Annotated in this window: 17 protein-coding genes; 4 read left to right on the top strand and 13 right to left on the bottom strand. The window is 71.7% G+C overall.

All coding sequences use genetic code 11. From position 1 onward, the window contains the following. Window positions 1–82: 82 nt before the first annotated feature. Together ACIBQ1_RS15395 and ACIBQ1_RS15390 are read left to right on the top strand one after the other, a co-directional pair. Window positions 83–541 carry a hypothetical protein gene (locus tag ACIBQ1_RS15395; protein ID WP_397277841.1) on the top strand — a complete coding sequence of 153 codons (459 nt, stop codon included), beginning with the start codon at window positions 83–85 and terminating at the stop codon, window positions 539–541. A 33-nt stretch (window positions 542–574) separates the two neighbouring features. Further along, window positions 575–1,210 (top strand): TetR/AcrR family transcriptional regulator, encoded by a 636-nt coding sequence (locus ACIBQ1_RS15390; RefSeq protein ID WP_397277839.1) that lies wholly within the window; start codon window positions 575–577, stop codon window positions 1,208–1,210. 28 nt (window positions 1,211–1,238) lie between these two features. Here the strand turns inward: ACIBQ1_RS15390 and ACIBQ1_RS15385 are convergent, their stop codons facing one another. The 3 genes from ACIBQ1_RS15385 to ACIBQ1_RS15375 are packed head-to-tail and all read right to left on the bottom strand — an operon-like array spanning window position 1,239 to window position 4,227. Then, a complete protein-coding gene (locus ACIBQ1_RS15385) occupies window positions 1,239–2,204 on the bottom strand; it encodes a phosphotransferase family protein (protein ID WP_397277837.1) in 966 nt (321 codons plus the stop codon). Further along, on the bottom strand, window positions 2,201–3,391 hold the full coding sequence (locus ACIBQ1_RS15380) for an acyl-CoA dehydrogenase family protein (protein WP_397277835.1): 1,191 nt from the start codon (window positions 3,389–3,391) through the stop codon (window positions 2,201–2,203). Before ACIBQ1_RS15380 ends, ACIBQ1_RS15385 begins: the two co-directional genes overlap by 4 nt. Before the next feature lie 41 nt (window positions 3,392–3,432). Then, window positions 3,433–4,227, bottom strand: coding sequence for a CPBP family intramembrane glutamic endopeptidase (locus tag ACIBQ1_RS15375; RefSeq protein ID WP_397277834.1), 795 nt, complete (start codon window positions 4,225–4,227; stop codon window positions 3,433–3,435). Window positions 4,228–4,288: 61 nt separating this feature from the next. Here ACIBQ1_RS15375 and ACIBQ1_RS15370 point away from each other — a divergent pair, with 61 nt between their 5' ends. Then, on the top strand, window positions 4,289–4,633 hold the full coding sequence (locus tag ACIBQ1_RS15370) for a DUF6285 domain-containing protein (RefSeq protein ID WP_397277832.1): 345 nt from the start codon (window positions 4,289–4,291) through the stop codon (window positions 4,631–4,633). Between the two features lie 83 nt (window positions 4,634–4,716). Here the strand turns inward: ACIBQ1_RS15370 and mctP are convergent, their stop codons facing one another. The 3 genes from mctP to ACIBQ1_RS15355 all read right to left on the bottom strand — a co-directional run bounded on the left by mctP (window position 4,717) and on the right by ACIBQ1_RS15355 (window position 7,401). Then, complete coding sequence (gene mctP, locus ACIBQ1_RS15365; RefSeq protein WP_397277831.1) at window positions 4,717–6,327, bottom strand: monocarboxylate uptake permease MctP; 1,611 nt, start codon at window positions 6,325–6,327, stop codon at window positions 4,717–4,719. Beyond that, complete coding sequence (locus ACIBQ1_RS15360) at window positions 6,324–6,533, bottom strand: DUF3311 domain-containing protein (protein ID WP_397277829.1); 210 nt, start codon at window positions 6,531–6,533, stop codon at window positions 6,324–6,326. The genes mctP and ACIBQ1_RS15360 overlap by 4 nt, the downstream gene beginning before the upstream one ends. Before the next feature lie 319 nt (window positions 6,534–6,852). Then, the gene (locus ACIBQ1_RS15355; protein ID WP_397277827.1) at window positions 6,853–7,401 is read right to left on the bottom strand and encodes a VOC family protein; all 549 of its coding nucleotides are present in this window, start codon (window positions 7,399–7,401) and stop codon (window positions 6,853–6,855) included. Between the two features lie 78 nt (window positions 7,402–7,479). Between ACIBQ1_RS15355 and ACIBQ1_RS15350 the strand changes: the two genes are divergently transcribed. After that, window positions 7,480–8,370: an SDR family oxidoreductase gene (locus ACIBQ1_RS15350; protein ID WP_397277825.1), complete on the top strand. Its 891-nt coding sequence runs from the start codon at window positions 7,480–7,482 to the stop codon at window positions 8,368–8,370. A gap of 6 nt (window positions 8,371–8,376) precedes the next feature. Here the strand turns inward: ACIBQ1_RS15350 and ACIBQ1_RS15345 are convergent, their stop codons facing one another. The 7 genes from ACIBQ1_RS15345 to ACIBQ1_RS15315 form a co-directional block, all read right to left on the bottom strand. Continuing rightward, window positions 8,377–9,321: a helix-turn-helix transcriptional regulator gene (locus tag ACIBQ1_RS15345; RefSeq protein ID WP_397277823.1), complete on the bottom strand. Its 945-nt coding sequence runs from the start codon at window positions 9,319–9,321 to the stop codon at window positions 8,377–8,379. Further along, on the bottom strand, window positions 9,303–10,901 hold the full coding sequence (locus tag ACIBQ1_RS15340) for a CocE/NonD family hydrolase (RefSeq protein ID WP_397277821.1): 1,599 nt from the start codon (window positions 10,899–10,901) through the stop codon (window positions 9,303–9,305). Before ACIBQ1_RS15340 ends, ACIBQ1_RS15345 begins: the two co-directional genes overlap by 19 nt. Before the next feature lie 60 nt (window positions 10,902–10,961). Continuing rightward, entirely contained in the window at window positions 10,962–11,834 is an 873-nt protein-coding gene (locus ACIBQ1_RS15335) for a DUF4394 domain-containing protein (protein WP_397277819.1), read from the bottom strand. A gap of 105 nt (window positions 11,835–11,939) precedes the next feature. Beyond that, window positions 11,940–15,434, bottom strand: a complete 3,495-nt coding sequence (locus ACIBQ1_RS15330) for a S8 family serine peptidase (RefSeq protein ID WP_397277817.1) — start codon at window positions 15,432–15,434, stop codon at window positions 11,940–11,942. 166 nt (window positions 15,435–15,600) lie between these two features. After that, window positions 15,601–16,215, bottom strand: a complete 615-nt coding sequence (locus ACIBQ1_RS15325; protein WP_397277815.1) for a TetR/AcrR family transcriptional regulator — start codon at window positions 16,213–16,215, stop codon at window positions 15,601–15,603. Continuing rightward, window positions 16,212–16,415: a hypothetical protein gene (locus tag ACIBQ1_RS15320; RefSeq protein WP_397277813.1), complete on the bottom strand. Its 204-nt coding sequence runs from the start codon at window positions 16,413–16,415 to the stop codon at window positions 16,212–16,214. The genes ACIBQ1_RS15325 and ACIBQ1_RS15320 overlap by 4 nt, the downstream gene beginning before the upstream one ends. 49 nt (window positions 16,416–16,464) lie before the next feature. Continuing rightward, window positions 16,465–17,655 carry a cytochrome P450 gene (locus ACIBQ1_RS15315; protein WP_397277812.1) on the bottom strand — a complete coding sequence of 397 codons (1,191 nt, stop codon included), beginning with the start codon at window positions 17,653–17,655 and terminating at the stop codon, window positions 16,465–16,467. Window positions 17,656–17,792 lie beyond the last annotated feature (137 nt).

The raw sequence follows: 17,792 nt of genomic DNA, 5'->3' as shown, positions 1-17,792 counted from the left end.
GCCGGAGAGACGGGCCGGACAGACGGCGGACCCCAGCGTTCTGACGTGCGTAATCGGTGCGGGAGGCGGGGACGAAGGCGGTGTGACCCGTGAGAATCTCCATCTGGTGGGAGCCGCCGCAGGCGTGGCCGCCCTCGTGCCCGTCTACTACCTGACCGAGGCGGCCGCGAGAGCCCTGCGTTCGAGCAACGCCACGTTCGGCCCGGCGCCCGCGGCGCTCGGCTATCTGGCCGCGGTGGCCGTCATCGTCACCCTCCTGACCGCCTGGCCCGCGGCGGCCCTCGGCTGCGGCATCCCGCTGGCGGCGGCGGGAGCCGTGTTCGCCCTCGACGTGAACGCCGCGCTCGGCGTGGCCGGCAGCCTGCCCTGGGCGCGGGAGGGCGGCCTGCCGTGGTCGCAGCCGAACGGCGCGCCCTGGGCCGAGCTGACCGAGCCGCCCGGCACCATGGCCGGGATGACCGGCCTCTACACGATCATCGGCGCGCTGCTGGTGCTCTCGGCGCTGCTGCCCGGCAGGTTGCGGTCGGCCCTGGGCAGGTGAAGGGCGAAATCCGGGGCGGCCTATCCTGGGCGGGTGAGTGGACGGGACCCCGACCGGCGCAGGGCGCTGCTCGACGCAGCCGACCGGGTCATCCTGGCCCAGGGCCCGGAGGTCTCGATGGTGGCCATCGCCGCCGAGGCCGGCATCACCAAGCCCATCCTCTACCGCCACTTCGGTGACAAGAGCGGCCTCTACCAGGCGCTGGCCGACCGCCACGTGCGCACGGTCATCGCCCAGCTCCGCCCCGGGCTCGTCGCTCCCGGGGCCGACCTGCGGGGCAGGGCCAGGGCGACCATCGGCGTCTACCTCGACCTGATCTCGGCCAACCGCAACCTCTACCGGTTCCTGTTTCACCGGGCCAGCGCCGAGGACTCCAGGATCCGCTCCCACATGACCGCGCTCGTGCGGGGCCTGGGCGAGGAGCTCGGCGGCCTGCTGGTCGGCGAGCGCGCGGTGCCCGACCCGGTGCGGGCGCAGGTGCTGGGGCACGCGTTCGTCGGCATGGTCCAGACGACCGGCGACTGGTGGCTGGAGCACCCTGAGGTGGACCGCGTGCAGGTGGTCGAGGGCCTGGTGGACGTGATCGCCGCCGCCCTCGTGCCACCGGTCGCCGTCGGCGCGGTCAGTCTCCGGAGCGGGAGAGCCTCCCGTGCCGCCGGGCCCGTCTGAGCGCCGTGCCCGCCAGGCAGGCCATCGGTCACGCCGGGGCGGCGGGTTCTCCCCGGAGCATGCGCAGCAGATCCCACTCGTTCTCGCACACGCGCCGGCCGATCGCGGCCAGCTCCACCGAACGGGCGCCGCCGCGCAGGTGCCGCATGGTCTGCATGACGCAGATGACCCCCCACTTGAGCACGCCGAACGTCTCCCACCAGCGCAGCGCGTCCCGGTCCACCGGGTGGCCGGCGGCGGCCTCGTACGCGCCGATCAGCTCGTCGTAGGCGCCGAAGCCGCCCACCGGCAGCGGCGAGCCGAACCGCCACGCCTTCACGCAGAGCCACCCGAGGTCTTCGAGGGGGTCGCCGAGGTGGGCGAGCTCCCAGTCGAGCACCGCCCTGATCCCGTCGGGGCCGACGATGAGGTTGCCGTTGCGGAAGTCGCCGTGCACGACCGTGCGCCGTGTGCCGGTGGGACGGTCGGCGGCCAGCCGGCGCAGCGCCAGCTCGAACACCGGGTGCGGCTCGCCCAGCAGGTCGAGCACGTCCCGCCAGCGTCGCAACGGATCCTCGGCCCCCTCTTCCGGCGCGTCCCGCGCGAGGCAGGAGGGCGGCATGCGGTGGATCGCGGCGAGGGCCTGCCCGCACTGCGCGGCCAGCCGGGGCCGGGCGGCGGCGTAGGCGTCGTCGCGCAGGATCTTGCGCGGGATGGTCTCGCCGGCCACGCGGGTCATGAGGATGTAGGACTCGCCGGCGGCGACGATCGCGGGCACCGGCACCCCGGCGGCGTGCGCGGCCCGCATCAGCGTGGCCTCCGAGGCCAGGCTGCCGCCCGCCTCCAGCGCGGCTCCGGGGGAGTCGAGCCGCAGGACGAGCTCGTGCCGCTCGCCGCCCGCGACGACGTCGAGGGCCCAGGTCTCGCGGGAGGCCCCGCCGGGCAGCCGGGCGCTGAAGGGCACCGACGCGCCGGCCCCGAACACCTCGCCGACGATCTCGTGGAGGCGGGTCATCGCAGGCCGAACTCCCAGTTGCCGCCCGCCGCGTACTCGCCCAGGATGCGCCGCCCCACCGCGTCGATGTGCACCTCGTCGGGCCCGTCGTAGATCCGCCCGGCCCGCGCGTGCCGGTACATCCGCTCCAGCGGCGTGTCCGGGGTGAGCCCGGCGGCGCCGTACACCTGGATGGCCCGGTCGATCACGTTGTGCAGCGTGCGCGCCCCCACCACCTTGATCGCGCCGATCTCCACGCGGGCCTGCGAGCCCGCGTCGACGGCTTCGGCGGCGTGGAGCGTGAGCAGCCGGGCGGCCTGGATCTCGGCGTAGGAGTCGAACACGTGCTGGCGCATGAGCTGCTTCCTGGCGAGGGGCTCGCCGAACGCGGTCCGCTCCTGCAGCCTGCGGCACATCAGGTCGAACGCCCGCTGCGCCTGCCCGAGCCAGCGCATGCAGTGGAAGATCCGGCCGGGCCCGAGCCTTCGCTGCGCGATGACGAACCCGTGGCCGCGCGGGCCGAGCAGGTTGGCGGCCGGCACGCGGACGTCCTCGTACCGGACCTCGCAGTGGGCCCCGTCGAGTCCCAGCACGGGCGTCTCGCGGACGATGCGGTAGCCGGGCGTGTCCGTCGGCACGAGGATCATGGAGAAGGCCAGGTGGGGCGGCGCGTCCTGCTCGGTCCGGCACATGACGGTCGTGTACGCCGCCCGCGACGCGCCGGTCGTGAACCACTTGTGCCCGTTGATCACCCATTCGTCCCCGTCGAGCACCGCGGACGTCCTGATCTGGGTGGGGTCGCTGCTGGAGATCGCCGGCTCGGTCATGGCGAAGCTGGGCCAGATGTCGCCCCGCACCAGCGGCTCCAGGTAGCGCTCGCGCTGCTCGGGGGAGGCGTGCTCGTGCAGCATCAGCGAGTCCTGCAGCGTGAACGTGCCCAGCGCGAGCTGCCCGAACTCGCTGCGCCCCTGCACCTCGTTGACGTAGACGTAGTCGAGGAACGGCAGGCCGGCGCCGCCCAGCTCACGCGGGTGGCCGAGCGCCCACAGGCCCTCCTTCCTGGCCTCGGCCCGCAGCTCGTCCAGGGCCGCCGCGGCCTCGGGCCCGCCCGCGTGCAGCACCGGCTCGGCCGGCTCCACCCGCCCGGTCATGAACGCGTGGACGGCGTCGCGGATCGGCCGGACACCGTCAGGTACGGCGAAGCTCATGTTCCGGATCTCACCCGAAGACAGTTGTCAGGTCAACGGTTTCAGGGCAGCCAGCTCACGCGCCCGTGCAGGAAGGCGTACCCGACGAAGGCGACGGCGTCGATCAGCGTGTGCGCCACCACCAGCGGCATCGCGCGTCCCCAGCGCTGGTAGAGGCGCCCGAACACTACGCCCATCACGACGTTCCCGATGAATCCCCCGAACCCCTGATACAGGTGGTACGACCCCCGCAGCAGCGCCGACACCGCGACGGCCTTCCACGGCGTCCACCCGGCCTGCCCGAGCCGGTGCAGCAGGTATCCGGCGACGAGCACCTCCTCCAGCACCCCGTTCTGCGCCGCCGCGAGCAGCAGCACCGGCACCTGCCACCACACCTGGGGGAGCTGGCCGGCGACGACGGTCAGGTTCACGCCCGCCGCCCACACCGCGAGGTAGAACGCCAGCCCGGTGCCGCCGATCGCGGCCGCCAGCAGCGCCCCGCGCACCGTGTCGCGGCCCTTCTCCCGGAGGTCCGCGCCGATCGTGCCCAGCGACTCCCCGGAGCGCACCATCAGGTACGCCACCAGCGCGACCGGCGCCACGCTGACCGCGATGTCGGCGAGCTGCAGCGCCAGGTCCAGCCACGGCCGCCCGGGCGCCATCGACCTGACCAGCACGGCCTGCTGGCCCTTCAGCTGCTGCGGTGCCGTGAGCGCGCCGATCAGGCGGATGAGCGCCAGGAGGCCGCTGGCGCCGAGCGAGACCGCGAACACGACGAACAACTCGGCCCGGATCAGCCGGGGCGTGAGCGCCGGGGGCGGTCCCGGAGGAGACGCGGTGGGAGACTCTGTGCGCATGGCCGCAGGTTAGCCGTTCATTGATCGGATGCGAGTAAATAGCGACTCAAGGAGAAATCGGATGACATCTGGTCCGCACGACGTGCCCACGGCGGCCCAGCTCGTGGCCGCCGTCCGCGACTTCCTCCAGAGCGACGTGCTCCCGGCCGTGGAGGGGCGGGTGCGCTTCCACACGCGGGTGGCGGTCAACGTGCTCGGCATGGTGGAGCGGGAGATCACGCTCGGCCCGGAGCAGGCGCGCGAGCACGAGGCCCGGCTGGCCGGGCTGGGGGTGGCCGACGACGCCGAGCTGGCCGCCGCCATCCGCGAGGGCCGCGTCGAGGACGACCACGCCCTCGTCGCAGCCCTTGAGCAGGCCGTACGGGCGAAGCTGGAGGTCGCCAACCCCGCCTACCCGGAGGACTGACGATCACGTGGAGGACCGGCGGCCACGTGGAAGACCGGCGGCCCGCCCCGCGCGTGGCGGGACGGGCCGTCAGCCCGGGGGGATCAGTGCGAACCGGTCAGGTCCAGGTCCTTGACCTTGGGGTCGCCCTCGTCGGCGAAGTAGTCGTCGCGGGCCGTCGCGTCCTCGCCGTCGGCCACCTTGATCGCCCGGAACAGCAGCGTGCCCAGAGCCGCCACCACCAGGTTCACGGCCAGCGCCAGGAACCCGGTGTAGATCGTCATCTTGGTGTCGAAGCCCAGGTTCGACAGCGCGAACGCCGAGCCGCCGAAGTGCTCCTGGTGCTTGGCCGGGTTCGGGGTGAGGTACAGCATCCACATGCCCGCCGCCAGGCCGGCCGCCCAGCCCGCGATCAGGCCGCCCTTGTGGAACCAGCGCGTGTACAGGCCCAGCGCCACCGACGGCAGCGTCTGCAGGATGATCACACCGCCGATGAGCTGCAGGTCGATCGAGAACTGCGGGTCGAGCAGCAGGATGCACAGCACCGCGCCCACCTTGACGACCAGCGACACGATCTTGGAGACGCCGGCCTCCTGGGCGTCGCTGGCGTTCTTGTTGAAGTACTCGCGGTAGACGTTGCGGGTGAACAGGTTCGCCGCCGCGATCGACATGATCGCCGCCGGGACGAGCGCGCCGATGCCGATGGCCGCGTACGCGACGCCCGTGAACCAGTCGGGGAACATCTTGTCGAACAGCAGGGGCACGATCGTGTTGGTGTCGGCCGTGCCCGCCTCGTTCACCACCGGCTTGATGCCGGCCGAGATGGCCATGAAGCCGAGCAGCGCGATCAGGCCGAGCACGAAGCTGTAGGCGGGCAGCGCGGACATGTTCCGCTTGATGACGTTGCGGTTCTTCGAGGCCAGCACGCCGGTGAGGCTGTGCGGGTAGAGGAACAGCGCCAGCGCCGAGCCGAAGGCCAGCGTCACGTACTGGAGCTGGTTGTTGGCGTTCAGGAGGATGCCGTCGCCTGGTACCGGGGTGGCGTCGAACTTGGCCTTGGCCGCGTCGAAGATCGAGTCCCAGCCGCCCAGCTTGGCCGGGATGTAGATGACGGCCGCCAGGATCACGATGTAGATCAGCGCGTCCTTCACGAACGCGATCAGCGCGGGCGCCCGCAGGCCCGACTGGTAGGTGTACGCGGCCAGGATCGCGAACGCGATGACGATCGGCAGGTGCCCGGTGATGCCCATCGCCTTCAGCACCGCCTCGATGCCGATGAGCTGGAGCGCGATGTACGGCATCGTCGCCACCAGCCCGGTGATCGCGATCACCAGCGCCAGCGTCGGCGACCCGAAGCGGGCCCGGACGAAGTCGGCGGGGGTGACGAACCCGTGCACGTGCGACACCGACCACATCCGCGCCAGCACCAGGAACACCAGCGGGTACACCACGACCGTGTACGGCAGCGCGTAGAACCCGATCGCGCCGGAGCCGAACACCAGCGCCGGCACCGCCACGAAGGTGTAGGCGGTGTAGAGGTCGCCGCCCACCAGGAACCACGTGATCCAGGACCCGAAGCTGCGCCCGCCGAGCCCCCACTCGTTGAGGCTGGCCAGGTCGTTCGGCCGCCGCCACCGCGCGGCCACGAACCCCATGACGGTGACCAGGAGGAACAGCAGCACGAAGACGACCAGCTCGGTCGTGTGCCCGCTCACTTGGTCATCCTGTAGACGATGGTCGTGGACGCGACGCCCACCACGATGAAGGCGAGCTGGAGCCAGTAGAAGAGCGGGAAGCCGAGCAGGCGGGGCTCGTCGGCGTTGAACAGGAACGTCAGCAGCGGCAGCACGATGGGCAGGATCAGCAGCCAGTTCCAGGGGCTGCGGTCGGTGCGTGGCTGCCCGGGTTCCCCGGTAGTCATCAACCCTCCGATGGGTGGATCTTGAGCCGGTTGTGACCGGTTCCTGACGGGTAGTCAATGGAGGGAGAGTAGCTTTGCGGTGGTATTAATCCAAATGTCGGCAATGTTACGGTTTGGCCTAAAATCGTGAAGCATTCATGGCCCGCCACACGCGCCACCACGGCAACCATAAGCACCAGCCCGTCACACCCCCTGCCCCCTGATCGGTGAACGGTCCCTTCCCCGCGCCGAACGGTCCCACCATCATCACCACCGCATTTCTCGCATCACACCGCCCGTACTCGGGAGCACCGCGTCGACCGGGGGCGCGGGCGGGGTGTCAGATGGTGCGGTCGGCGGCGGTCTTGGGGGTGTGGTGGACGTCCCCCGGCCGCCCCACCGCCCGTGTCCAGGCCGCGAACTCCACCAGCACCCCATCGGGATCCTTGAAGTAGATCGACCTGACGAACACCCCGTCGTGCATCTCCGGCGCCACCCCGAACTCGCTGTCGTCGTGGTTGAGCAGCACCCCCACGTCGATCCCCTTGGCCACGAGCCGTTCCCGGTACTCCTCGATCCGCTCGGGCGGCACGTCGAAGGCGATGTGGTTCATCGACCCGACCGCCGACAGCAGTTCCCCCCGATCCGGCAGGTTCTTCGGCGCCGACACCCCCGGCACGGCCTCGGGCGCGTCCGGGAACCAGAAGAACGCCAGCGCGTTCCCGCCCCCGCAGTCGAAGAAGAAGTGCTGGCCCCAGCCCATGGGCAGCTCGATCGTCTTGATCAGCGGCATGCCCAGCACGCCCGAGTAGAAGTCGACGGTCTGCTTCATGTCCGAGCAGACCAGTGCGACGTGGTTGACCCCGCGCAGCTCGAATTCGCTGTTCATAGTAACTCCGTACTTATCACAGGGTTGTATGAAAAAACATGACACGAGGTGTCGGGTATCCGGGGAACGATCAGGCCCATGATTGCTTTGGTGGCGGGGGCGACCCGCGGAACGGGACGGGGCATAGCGGTCGCGCTGGGCGCGGCCGGCGCGACGGTCTACTGCACGGGCAGGAGCACGCGGGAGCGGCGCTCGGAGATGAACCGGCCGGAGACCATCGAGGAGACGGCGGAGCTGGTGACCGCGGCCGGCGGGACGGGCATCGCGGTGCAGGTCGACCACCTGGACTCCGGCCAGGTCGCGGCGCTGGCCGAGCGGGTGGAGCGCGAGCAGGGCCGGCTCGACGTGCTGGTCAACGACGTGTGGGGCGGCGACCACCTCTGGGAGTGGGACACCCCGGTCTGGAAGCACGACATGGACAAGGGGTTCCGGCTGCTCAGGCTGGCGATCGACACGCACATCATCAGCAGCCGCCACCTGCTCCCGCTGCTGATCAGGAACGAGGGCGGTCTGGTCGTCGAGGTCACCGACGGCACCTGGGCCTTCAACGAGACCCGCTACCGCGAGAACGTCTACTACGACCTGGCCAAGGTGTCGGTGAACCGGCTGGCCTTCGCCTGGTCGCGCGAGCTGCGCCCGTACGGGGGGACCGCGGTGGCGGTGACGCCGGGCTTCCTGCGCTCCGAGGCCATGCTGGACAACTTCGGCGTCACCGAGGACAACTGGCGCGAGGCGAAGGTGGACATCAGCTGGATGGTCTCCGAGACCCCCGCGTACGTCGGCAGGGGCGTCGCCGCCCTCGCCGCCGACCCCGACCGGCGGCGCTGGTCGGGCAGGTCGGTCTCCAGCGAGGACCTGGCCGGGGAGTACGGCTTCACGGACGTGGACGGCAGCCGCCCGCGGGTGTGGAGCTTCATCACGGAGGTACGGGAGCCGGGCAAGGACACCGACCCGGCCGAATACCGGTGAAAGGCGTCAGGGCCGGTAGAGGGCCGACATGCGGGCGGCGGCGTCGGCGACCAGCTCCCGCAGCTCGGGCGGGTCCAGCACCTCCGCCTCCGGCCCGAACCGCAGCACCTGCGAGAACGCCACCGGCACCGACTCCACGGCCAGCCGCACCGTCCCGTCCGGCTGGAGCGAGGCGAGTGCGTCGTCGAGCGCGGCCGGGTCGGCGACGTGCCGCAGCAGCCGCACCCCCCGCTCGCTGAGCCGCAGCGTGATCACGTCCCGCAGCAACGACCGGGTGAACTGCGCCGACTGCTCCGCCCAGAAGGCGGCCAGGTCGAAGGAGGGCTCCCGGTCGAACGGCTCGGCGAGCACGGACACCGCCCCGAACCGGTGCACCCGGAAGATCAGGAACCGGGCCCCGAGCCGCGCGGCCAGGTACCAGGCGCCCGCCTTGAGCACCAGCCCGTACGGCTCCAGCGTGCGCGCGTTCCCCTTGTAGACGGCCGACACGCGGCGGTCGTTCCACACGGCCCTGGCCAGCGGCGCGAGCGCCTCCGGCGGCGGATCGCCGCCGACGAACCAGCCGGGCGCGTCCAGATGGAAGCGCTGGGCAGCCAGGGCGGGCGCGTCCCGCAGCGCGGGCGAGAGCGCGGCCGCGGCCTTCAGCCGGGCCGTGGCCGCCACCTCCTCCAGCCCCATCTCCCGCAGCGCGGCCGGCACCCCCGACAGGAACAGCGCCTCCGCCTCGGCCCGGTCCAGCCCGGTCAGCCGCGTCCGGTACCCGTCCAGCAGCCGGTAGCCGCCGCCGCGCCCCCGGTCGGCGTACACGGGCACGCCCGCCTCCGACAGCGCGAGCACGTCCCGGTGCACGGTCCGCTCGGAGACCTCCAGCTCCTTGGCCAGCTCGGCCGCCGTCATCCCGCCCCGGCCCTGCAGCAGCAGGACCAGCGACATCAACCGCGAGGCGCGCACAGCGGCAGCACCACGGCGGAGGGCAGGCCGGGGGAGTGGAAGACCTCGACGTCGGCGGGCACCATCGCGCCGTCGCCCCCGCCGAGGGGGTCGCCGGTGCCGGGGTTGCGGGCGATCGTCGGGTACGCCCCCGCCGCCACGTGCACCCTGATCCGGTGGTCGCGCCCGAACCGGTGCGCGGTCGGCCACAGGTCCACGCGGACCCGCCGGATCCCATCATGGGCCCCGTCGAGGGCGTCGGAGGCGGAAAGGCGGCGCACGCCCTCGCACACGTTGAACGAGCGCCCGTCCGGGTGCACGTCGCACACCCGCACCACCACGTCCACGTACGGCGTGCTCGACCGCACGAACAGCTCGCCCCGCACCGGCCCGATCATCTCCACGTCCGACTCCAGTGCCGCCGAACTGTACACCAGCACGTCGCGCCGCTGCTCCAGCCGCCGCTGATCACGCGGCCGGGAGTCGCCGAGCAGGACCGGCCCGCCGATCACGGGCGTCGGATGGGAGGGGTGGTACCGGAAGCGGTCGGGCGGGGCGTCCAGGGGCCCGTCGAGCCCCAGCCCGGACCCGTGCTGCAGCTGCCAGCGCTGCTCCCGCATCCCCGGCACCGGCCAGTCGGAATAGTCGCGCCACTCCTCGGCCCCCGTCACGTACAGGCGCACGGGGTCGGGCCGCAGCCCGGAGGGGTCGCCCAGCAGGTGCGCGCGGAACCAGGCCAGCGCCTCGGCCATGGAGGGCCGTCCGTGCCGGGTGTCGATGTGGTACCAGGGCCCGATCGTCAGGTACGGCCGGCGCCCCGCGGCCCGCATCGCCGTGTAGTCCTTGAGCTGCCACGGCAGGAAGACGTCGTACCAGCCGCCCAGCATGGTGACGGCCGCCTCCACCTCGCCCGCCCCCGGCGAGAAGTCGCGCTGCCTCCAGTAGGCGACGTCCGGGTCGGCGTGGTGCGTGAGCAGGTCCTGGTAGAACCGCAGCGGCCGCCCGGCCGAGGCCAGGTCCAGCTCGGCCACGGGACGGCCCGACAGGACCGCCCTGCGGGTCAGCCGGGGCGCGGTCAGCACGGCGGCCCCGCCGAACCGGCGCGACATGCCGTCGGTGAGCGTGGTCCAGCTCAGCACCGACTCCAGCGCGAACGCGCCGCCCACGTACGCCGCGTCCCTGAACTGGGAGGCGGTGATCTGCGTGGCCATGGCCTTCAGCTCGGGCCCGGCGTAGGGCGCGACGGCCCACTGCGTGTAGCCGAGGTAGGAGGGGCCGAACATCGCGAACGAGCCGCCGTACCAGGGCTGCTTGCGCAGCCAGGCGATGGTGGCCAGGCCGTCGTCGTGCTCGTCGCCGAGCGGGTCGAGCAGGCCGCCGGAGCCGAAGCCGCCGCGGCAGCTCTGGATGACGACGTGGAAGCCGTGCCGGGCGAAGCCGCGGCCGTAGTACCAGCCGAACAGGCCGCGCCGGCCGTACGGGGAGCGCATCAGCACGACGGGGGCCCGCCCGCCTGCGGGCGGGGCGTAGTGGTCGGCCAGCAGCGTCACGCCGTCGGGCATCGGAACGGGAAGATCCCGCTGGAGATGCACGCGTCTCATGTACTAACCAGTAACAGATGCCGCCCGGGGTGCGGTAGCCCGGGGGCATCCGTTGCGGATTCAGCCCAGTTGAATAGCGATGTCACGCACCTGGCGGTTCATCGGGAACGTTCCCACGAGGGCGGCGTTGCCGGTCAGCGCGTTCACCGTGTAGAAGCGGTAGGCGCCGCGCACCTTGAGCGCGGCGTAGGCGGTGTTCGACACCGTCACGCCCCCGCGTAGCCGGCTGAAGACGTCGAACCCGGCGCCGGTCGCCGCGTCCACGCCCAGCTTGCCCGCCGGGGCCAGGTTGCCGGCGTTGGCGGGTGACTGCACGGAGATCTGGTCGCCCGTGGTGTCCACGTCGAACAGCGTCGTCGCGGTGGCCGGGTCCAGGTCGTTGTTGGTGTAGCCGGCGCCGGTCACGCCGGTCGCGGTCGCCCCGGCCGTGGCGGGCGGGACGGGCGGATTGGTGAGGGCGCCGTCACGGGCGGTCGTGCCCGCGGCGGGGGCGCCGTTCGGGTCGTCGAGGTTGTGGCGCAGGTTCTGGCCGGTGTCGCTGATGACGCGAAGCCGGTTCGCGGCGGGGTTGAAGTCGACGCCGAACGCCGCGCCGTTCAGCGGGACGGTCAGCTGGGACACCTTGGTGGCCCTGGCCCGGTTGTCCAGGGTGTAGATGCCGCCCTTGTCGCCGACGGCGTACAGTCTGCGGTTCTGGACCCGGTAGTCGATGCCGACGACCTTCATGTCGCCCCTGAGTCCGCTGATTCTGCCGACCCGGCTGACGTCGCGCGGGTTGCCCGCGTCGAAGAGGACCAGGTCGCCCATGGTGGTCAGGCCCGCGACGCGGGGGCCGTCGAAGCGGTGCCGGGCCTGCGCGGGCGAGGCCAGGCCGGCGCCCAGGACAGTGCCCGCGCCGAGCACGACGACGGCGAGCGCCAGTTGCTTGCGCATCAGATCTCCTTGTGTGGGTGTTGCCTTGCCCCTTTCTTCGCTGACCCGCCGCCTTTGGATGGGTAAGGGCACCCATTGACGAAGGGTGCCCTTACCCGAGGGTCGCTACGGGGTCGCCCGGTCGGGGCGCTCCGAGATGCGGACGGCGTTCACGATCGTGTCGCCCTGCCGGGTGGCGAAGCGCACGTTGAGCTGGCCGTCGGTGACCTTCACCGTGTACTGCCTGCTCACCGCCGTGTACGTGCCCGCCTCCAGGGCCAGGTCGAGCGCCGGGATCGCCAGCTGCCCCTCGACGAGGACGTCGAAGACCCGCTTGCCCGGCTTGGTGCTCTTCAGATCGGCGAAGTCCAGCTCGACGGTGTACGTGCCGGCGGGCACGTTGTCGAACCGGTACTCCAGCATCTTCTCCCTGGCGGTCTTGAACAGCGCCTGGTCGGCGGTGCCCGCGATGGCCTTGGACGTGCTCGACGTGCCGGTCGAGGTGGCCACGTAGCCGTAGCCGCCCGCGGCGTACTTCTTGTCCGGCGTCCAGGTGTCACCGGCGCTGTCGACCACGTTCTTGGAGGCGCCGGTGTCGATGGCGACCTGGAGCTTCGGCACCACGACCGACACCTTGATCTCGATGGTCGGCTGCCGGCCGCTGGCCGAGCGGACCAGGAGCTTGCCCGTCTTCACCGTGCCGGGCGCGACGCCCGCGCTGGAGAGCGTGGCCTTCAGCGTCGCCTTCTGCCCCTTGGCCAGCTCGCCCGAGGCCGGGGTCGTGGCGAACCACGGCTCGGACACCACCGTGTAGGGCGTCGGCGAGCCCAGGTTCGTCAGCTCCAGCGTCCTGGTGCGGGTGGACTCGGCCGGCATCACCACGGTCAGCTCGCCCGCCGACGCGCTCACCTGGCCGGTGACCAGCGCCGTGTCGATCCGGGTCACCGTCGTGGGCGCGATCGTGACCGCCTTGGTGAAGGTGCCGTAGTGCTCCTTGGACACCACGACCTCGTAGTCGCCGGCCAGCACCTGCCCGTAGAACGAGCCGTCCTCGCCGGTCGTGAACGTGACCACGTCGCCCACCTTGACCGTCGCCCCGGCCAGCGGCTTGCCGTCGTTGGCGTCGGTGACCGCGCCGGTGACCAGGCCGTGCCGGCTGGCCGTGAACGTCAGGCCCTGCCCCGAGGACAGCGCCGGCTCCTCGTAGGAGTACTGCATGGCGTCGGTGCCGCCCGCGTTCTCGATGCCGACGGTGGCGCTGGAGCCCTGCTCGCGCTCGCTCTCGATGTCCTTGTACCGGAAGCCGACCGAGCCGTCCTCGCCCAGCAGCGCCGAGAACGACACCCGCTGGTCGGCGTCGTTGTAGAAGCCGGCGTTACGCCACTCCACGACGAACGTCCGGTGCGGTGCCGTGCCCGTCACGCCGGTGTAGACCCCGGCCTGGGCGTCCACGATGAGGTCGTCCCAGTACGGGTAGACCGCGTTGTTGGGCGTGGTCGTGGTCGGCAGGCGGCCGTTGCTGCCGGTGGTGACCCGGTCGGTGGCGAAGGAGACGTACCCGTTCGTGCCGATCCACGCCTTGCCGTTGCCCGTGCCGTAGAACGGGACCGGGAACGGCAGCGTCACCTGCACGGCCTCGTCGTCGCCGGACAGCGCCAGCTTCTCGGTGCCCGCCACGTACGCCTGGGCGCCGCTGCGGCAGGTGTAGCCGAAGTTGTCGCCGCGCAGCGGCAGCTCGATGTCCTTGGCCACGTCACCGGCCACCGAGACGGACGCCGTCGTGCCGCTGGAGCAGCGGGACACCGGCGTGATCTTCAGCTCGTAGTCGCCGTGCGGCAGCGTCAGGCTGTAGCGGCCCGAGGCGTCGGTCACGGCGCTCACCGGCGTGCCGGTCGCCTCCACCGTCGCGCCCGCCTCCGGCGTGCCCGCGGTGCTGACCGTGCCGGACACCACGCCGGACTGCTGCCTGGCCATGCTCACGTCCGCGGTCGTGGCCTGCCCGGCCGTGATCACGGCCGTCGCGGTGGCCTTCGCGTAGCCGAACTTCTCCGCGCTGACCTGGTACTCGCCCGGCAGCAGGCGCGGCACGGCGTACGTGCCGTCCTCGCCGGTCGTCACCGTACGGCTCAGCGGCCCCGAGAGCGTGACCGTCACGCCCGCCACGGGCGCGCCGTCCGAGGTGACGGTGCCGCGCAGGTCGCCGAGGCCCTCGTGCGGCGCGGCCTGCACGGCGGCGTACGTGTCGAGCCGGCCCTCGCCCCAGACGTTGTTGTCGGTCGCGGTGCCGCCGCAGCTGGTGTCGCTGACGTCCAGGGCCGTGCTGTCGAGCAGCGGCCGGGTGGCCGCCACCTTGCCCTGCAGGCCGGGCGAGCCGGACCAGATCAGCGCGACCGTGGCCGCCACGTGCGGCGAGGCCATCGAGGTGCCGGTGAAGCTGCTGTAGGTGTTGCCCGGGGTCGAGGAGCGCACGTTGACGGCCGGGGCCGCGATGTTCGGCTTGATCTCGCCGTTCTCGCCCTCGCCCTTGCTGGAGCGGTTGTACAGCGCGTTGTTGATGTCGAAGCCGCCCGCGCTGTAGCTCTCCACGTACTGGCCGGGCGAGCCGCTGGTGCGGCAGGCCGGGCCCTCGTTGCCGTTGGCGAAGGCCGGGAAGATCCCGGCCGCGACCCACGCCTCGACGGTCTCCTTGTACCAGGGGTCGTACCCGTCGCCGCCCCAGGAGTTGTTGACGATGTCGGGGGCCAGGTCGGGGCGCGGGTTCTGGCCGTTCAGGTCGGTCGGCGCCAGGACCCACTGCCCGGCCGCCAGCAGCGAGGCGTCGGTGCAGGTGTTGAGCTCGCAGCCCTTGGCGGCGATCCACTTGGCGCCGGGCGCGACGCCGATGCCGTTCGCGCCGACCATCGTGCCCATGGTGTGGGTGCCGTGGCCGTTGTTGTCGCACGGCGCGGCGCTCGGGCAGACGCGCGCCGGGTCGAACCAGTTGTAGTCGTGCGTGAACGTGCCGTCCTGGTTCCTGCCGCGGTAGCTCTGGACCAGCTCGGGGTGGTCGAACTGGGCGCCGGAGTCGATGTGGGCGATCACGATGCCCTCGCCGCGGTTGCCCAGCTCGCTCCAGACGCGCGGGGCGTTGACCCGGTCGACGTTCCACTCGACCGCGTTCACCTTGACCTCGGCCTTGCCGGGCGTGGGGTCGGGCAGCTTGACGGTGCGGACCGGCTGGATGCTCTCGACCTCGGGCAGCTTGGCGATCTCGCCCGCGAGCTTCTCGTCGGCGGTCACCCGTACGGCGTTGACGATCCAGTACGGGGTGTAGTCGGTGTGGCGGGCGTCAAGCAGCTTGCGCAGGCCCGCCTGGGAGGCGGTGGCCCGCTCGGTCTTGGCCTCGAAGACCAGCTCGGCCTTCGTGTCCTTGGCGATCGCCCGGCGGGCGCCGCTCAGGTCGGCCGCCCCTTTCATCCGGACCCAGAAAGTGGCCTTGTCGTCCTTGTCGAGCTGCGCCTGGACGGCGGCGTCGATCTTCGCCGGCTCCGGCGCGGCCTGCGCCGGGGCCTGCGGGACGCATAAGCCTGCGGTGACGGCGATCCCGACCAGGACCGCACGCCAGCGGGGGGTGTTGAGCACGCGACTCTCCTTCGAGTCCCTCGAGACAAGAGGTGATCTTTACGCTTCTGTCGAGAAGCGTGGAGAGATCTTGTCGGGAAAGCAAGAGGTGTCGCGAAATGTAACGTGACTGCCTGAAATGTAATCTGGTCAGTGGAAATGTCGCCGTATCATCCGGCGATCCTCGTCACGGCCGGTAGCCGAGTTGCCGCATGATCGCCAGGAAGTACGCCTTGATCTGCTCGGCGTCCTCGTCGTCGGGATGGCCGGCGACATGGCCCGTCACCGCGCTGCTCAGCAGCTCCTGCACCACGTCCACGTCGAGGTCCGCCGGGAGCTCGCCGCGTTCGCGGGCCGCGGCCAGCGCGTCGCGCACCACCGCCGCCCGCCGCCCGCCGTTGCTCTCCCGGTAGGTCCGCAGCAGATCGGGATAGTCGTCGACCGTCCCGAAGACCCGCCGGAGCAGGATCCGGTTGCGCGGATCGGCCAGATGCAGCGCCCATTCGGCGAACATGTGGTCGAGGTCGCGCCAGCCGGTGAACGCGGGGTCGAAGTCGTGCATGGCCCACTGCAGGGTGCGCACCAGCAGTGCGGTCTTGTCGGTGTACCTGCGGTAGACCGTCGCCCTCGTCACGCCGGCCCGCTTGGCGACCTGCTCGATGCTGGTCTGCTGGGCGCCGTACTCGATGAGCAGGTCGAGCGCGGCCGCCAGGATGGCCGTGTCGGCCTCCTGGCTGCGCGGCCGTCCGGCGGGTCGCGCTGCTCGCGTGCCGGTCGTGCCGAGGTCGTCGGTGGTCATCATGCGCGGCGGGTCACCATCTTGTCGTAGAGGCGGTCCGGCAGGAGTCTATTGACCCGCAGCGGCAGACCGGCCAGGTAGCCGGCGGCGTAGCGGGGCTTCGGGCCGCGCGCGGCCACGATCCGCGCGACGGCCCGGCCGACCACGCGCGGGTCCGACGCCCTGCTGCCGGGCCCGAACCCCTTCTCGGCCCCGGCCGCCATCCACGGCCGATGCCGGACGACGCGCCCGTGACGACGCAGACCCGGCCGCTCACTCCTGGACGTCCCAGGTGACCGGGAGGCTGTGCACCCCGTAGATGAGCATGTCGGTGCGGAGCGGCACCTGGTCCGGCTCGACCGCCAGCCGCAGCGACGGGAACCGCCTGAACAGGGCCGGATAGCCGGCCTGCATCTCCACCCTGGCCAGCTGCTGGCCCAGGCACTGGTGCACGCCGTGGCCGAAGGCCACGTGCCCGCCGGTGTCCCGGCGCAGGTCGAGGGCGTCGGGGTCGGGGAACCGTTTCGGGTCGCGGTTGGCGGCCGGGACCGAGATCGTGACCGTCTCACCGGCCCTGACCAGCTCGCCGCCCAGCTCGACGTCCTCCAGCGCCGTACGGACGAGGAAGGGGATGATCGTGAGGTAGCGCAGCAGCTCCTCCACCACCTGCTCCACCCTGCCGGGCTCGTCGCGCAGGACGGCAGGCCGGCCGGGGTGGCACAGCAGCGCGAACGTGCCCAGGGCGAGCATGTTGGCGGTGGTGTCGAGCCCGGCGCCCAGGAGCATGAAGCCGATGTTGGCCAGCTCCTCGTCGGTGAGGTCGCTTCTGGTGAGGCCGCTGAGCAGGTCGTCGGTGGGTTCGGCCCGCTTGGCCACGACCAGGTCGCGCATGCGCGCCTGCATCGTCAGGAAGGCAGAGATCTTCTGCTCCTGCGTGGCGTCCGGTCGCACCAGCTCGGTGGCCTCGGTCATGAAGCCCGCCCGCTCCTCCTCGGGCACGCCGAGCAGCTCGCAGATCACCACCGCCGGGACCGGAGCCGCGAACGCCGTGACCAGGTCGGCGGGCGGGCCCTGCCGTTCCATGAGGTCCAGCCGGTGCTCGGTGATCTCCTCGATGCGCTCGGTGAGCAGGCGCATCCTGCGCACGGTGAACTCGCCGGTGAGCAGGTGGCGGTAGCGGGTCTGCTCGGGCGGGTCCATCCCGATGAACATCCCGGGAGGGCTCGGCCGGGCCGTGCTCGTGCTCTCGACGGGGATGTGCCGCAGCTCGGAGCGGGCGCTGAAGCGGCGGTCGGCCAGCACCTCGCGCGCCAGCGCGTGACTGGTGACCAGCCGGCCCAGGTGGCCGTCGGGGTAGGCCAGGCGGGTGATGGGGGTGTGCTCGCGCAGCTCGGCCAGGCCGTCGGGAGGGTCGAACGGGTTCGGGCGCGCGGTGGGGAGGGTGATCGCCTCGGTCTCGGACATCTCAGGTCTCCTCTCGATCACATGAATACAGTACAGCTCTGTATTCAAAGTCGCGCACCCGGGGCGGGCGGGCGGGTCGGCGTTGCGCGATCATGGTGCGCCGGTTAACCTGTTCCCATGCGAAGTCACGCCCAGCT

It is taken from the genome of Nonomuraea sp. NPDC050153, assembly GCF_044460125.1.
Lineage (GTDB): Bacteria > Actinomycetota > Actinomycetes > Streptosporangiales > Streptosporangiaceae > Nonomuraea.
This window is presented reverse-complemented; position numbering and strand designations above follow the sequence as displayed.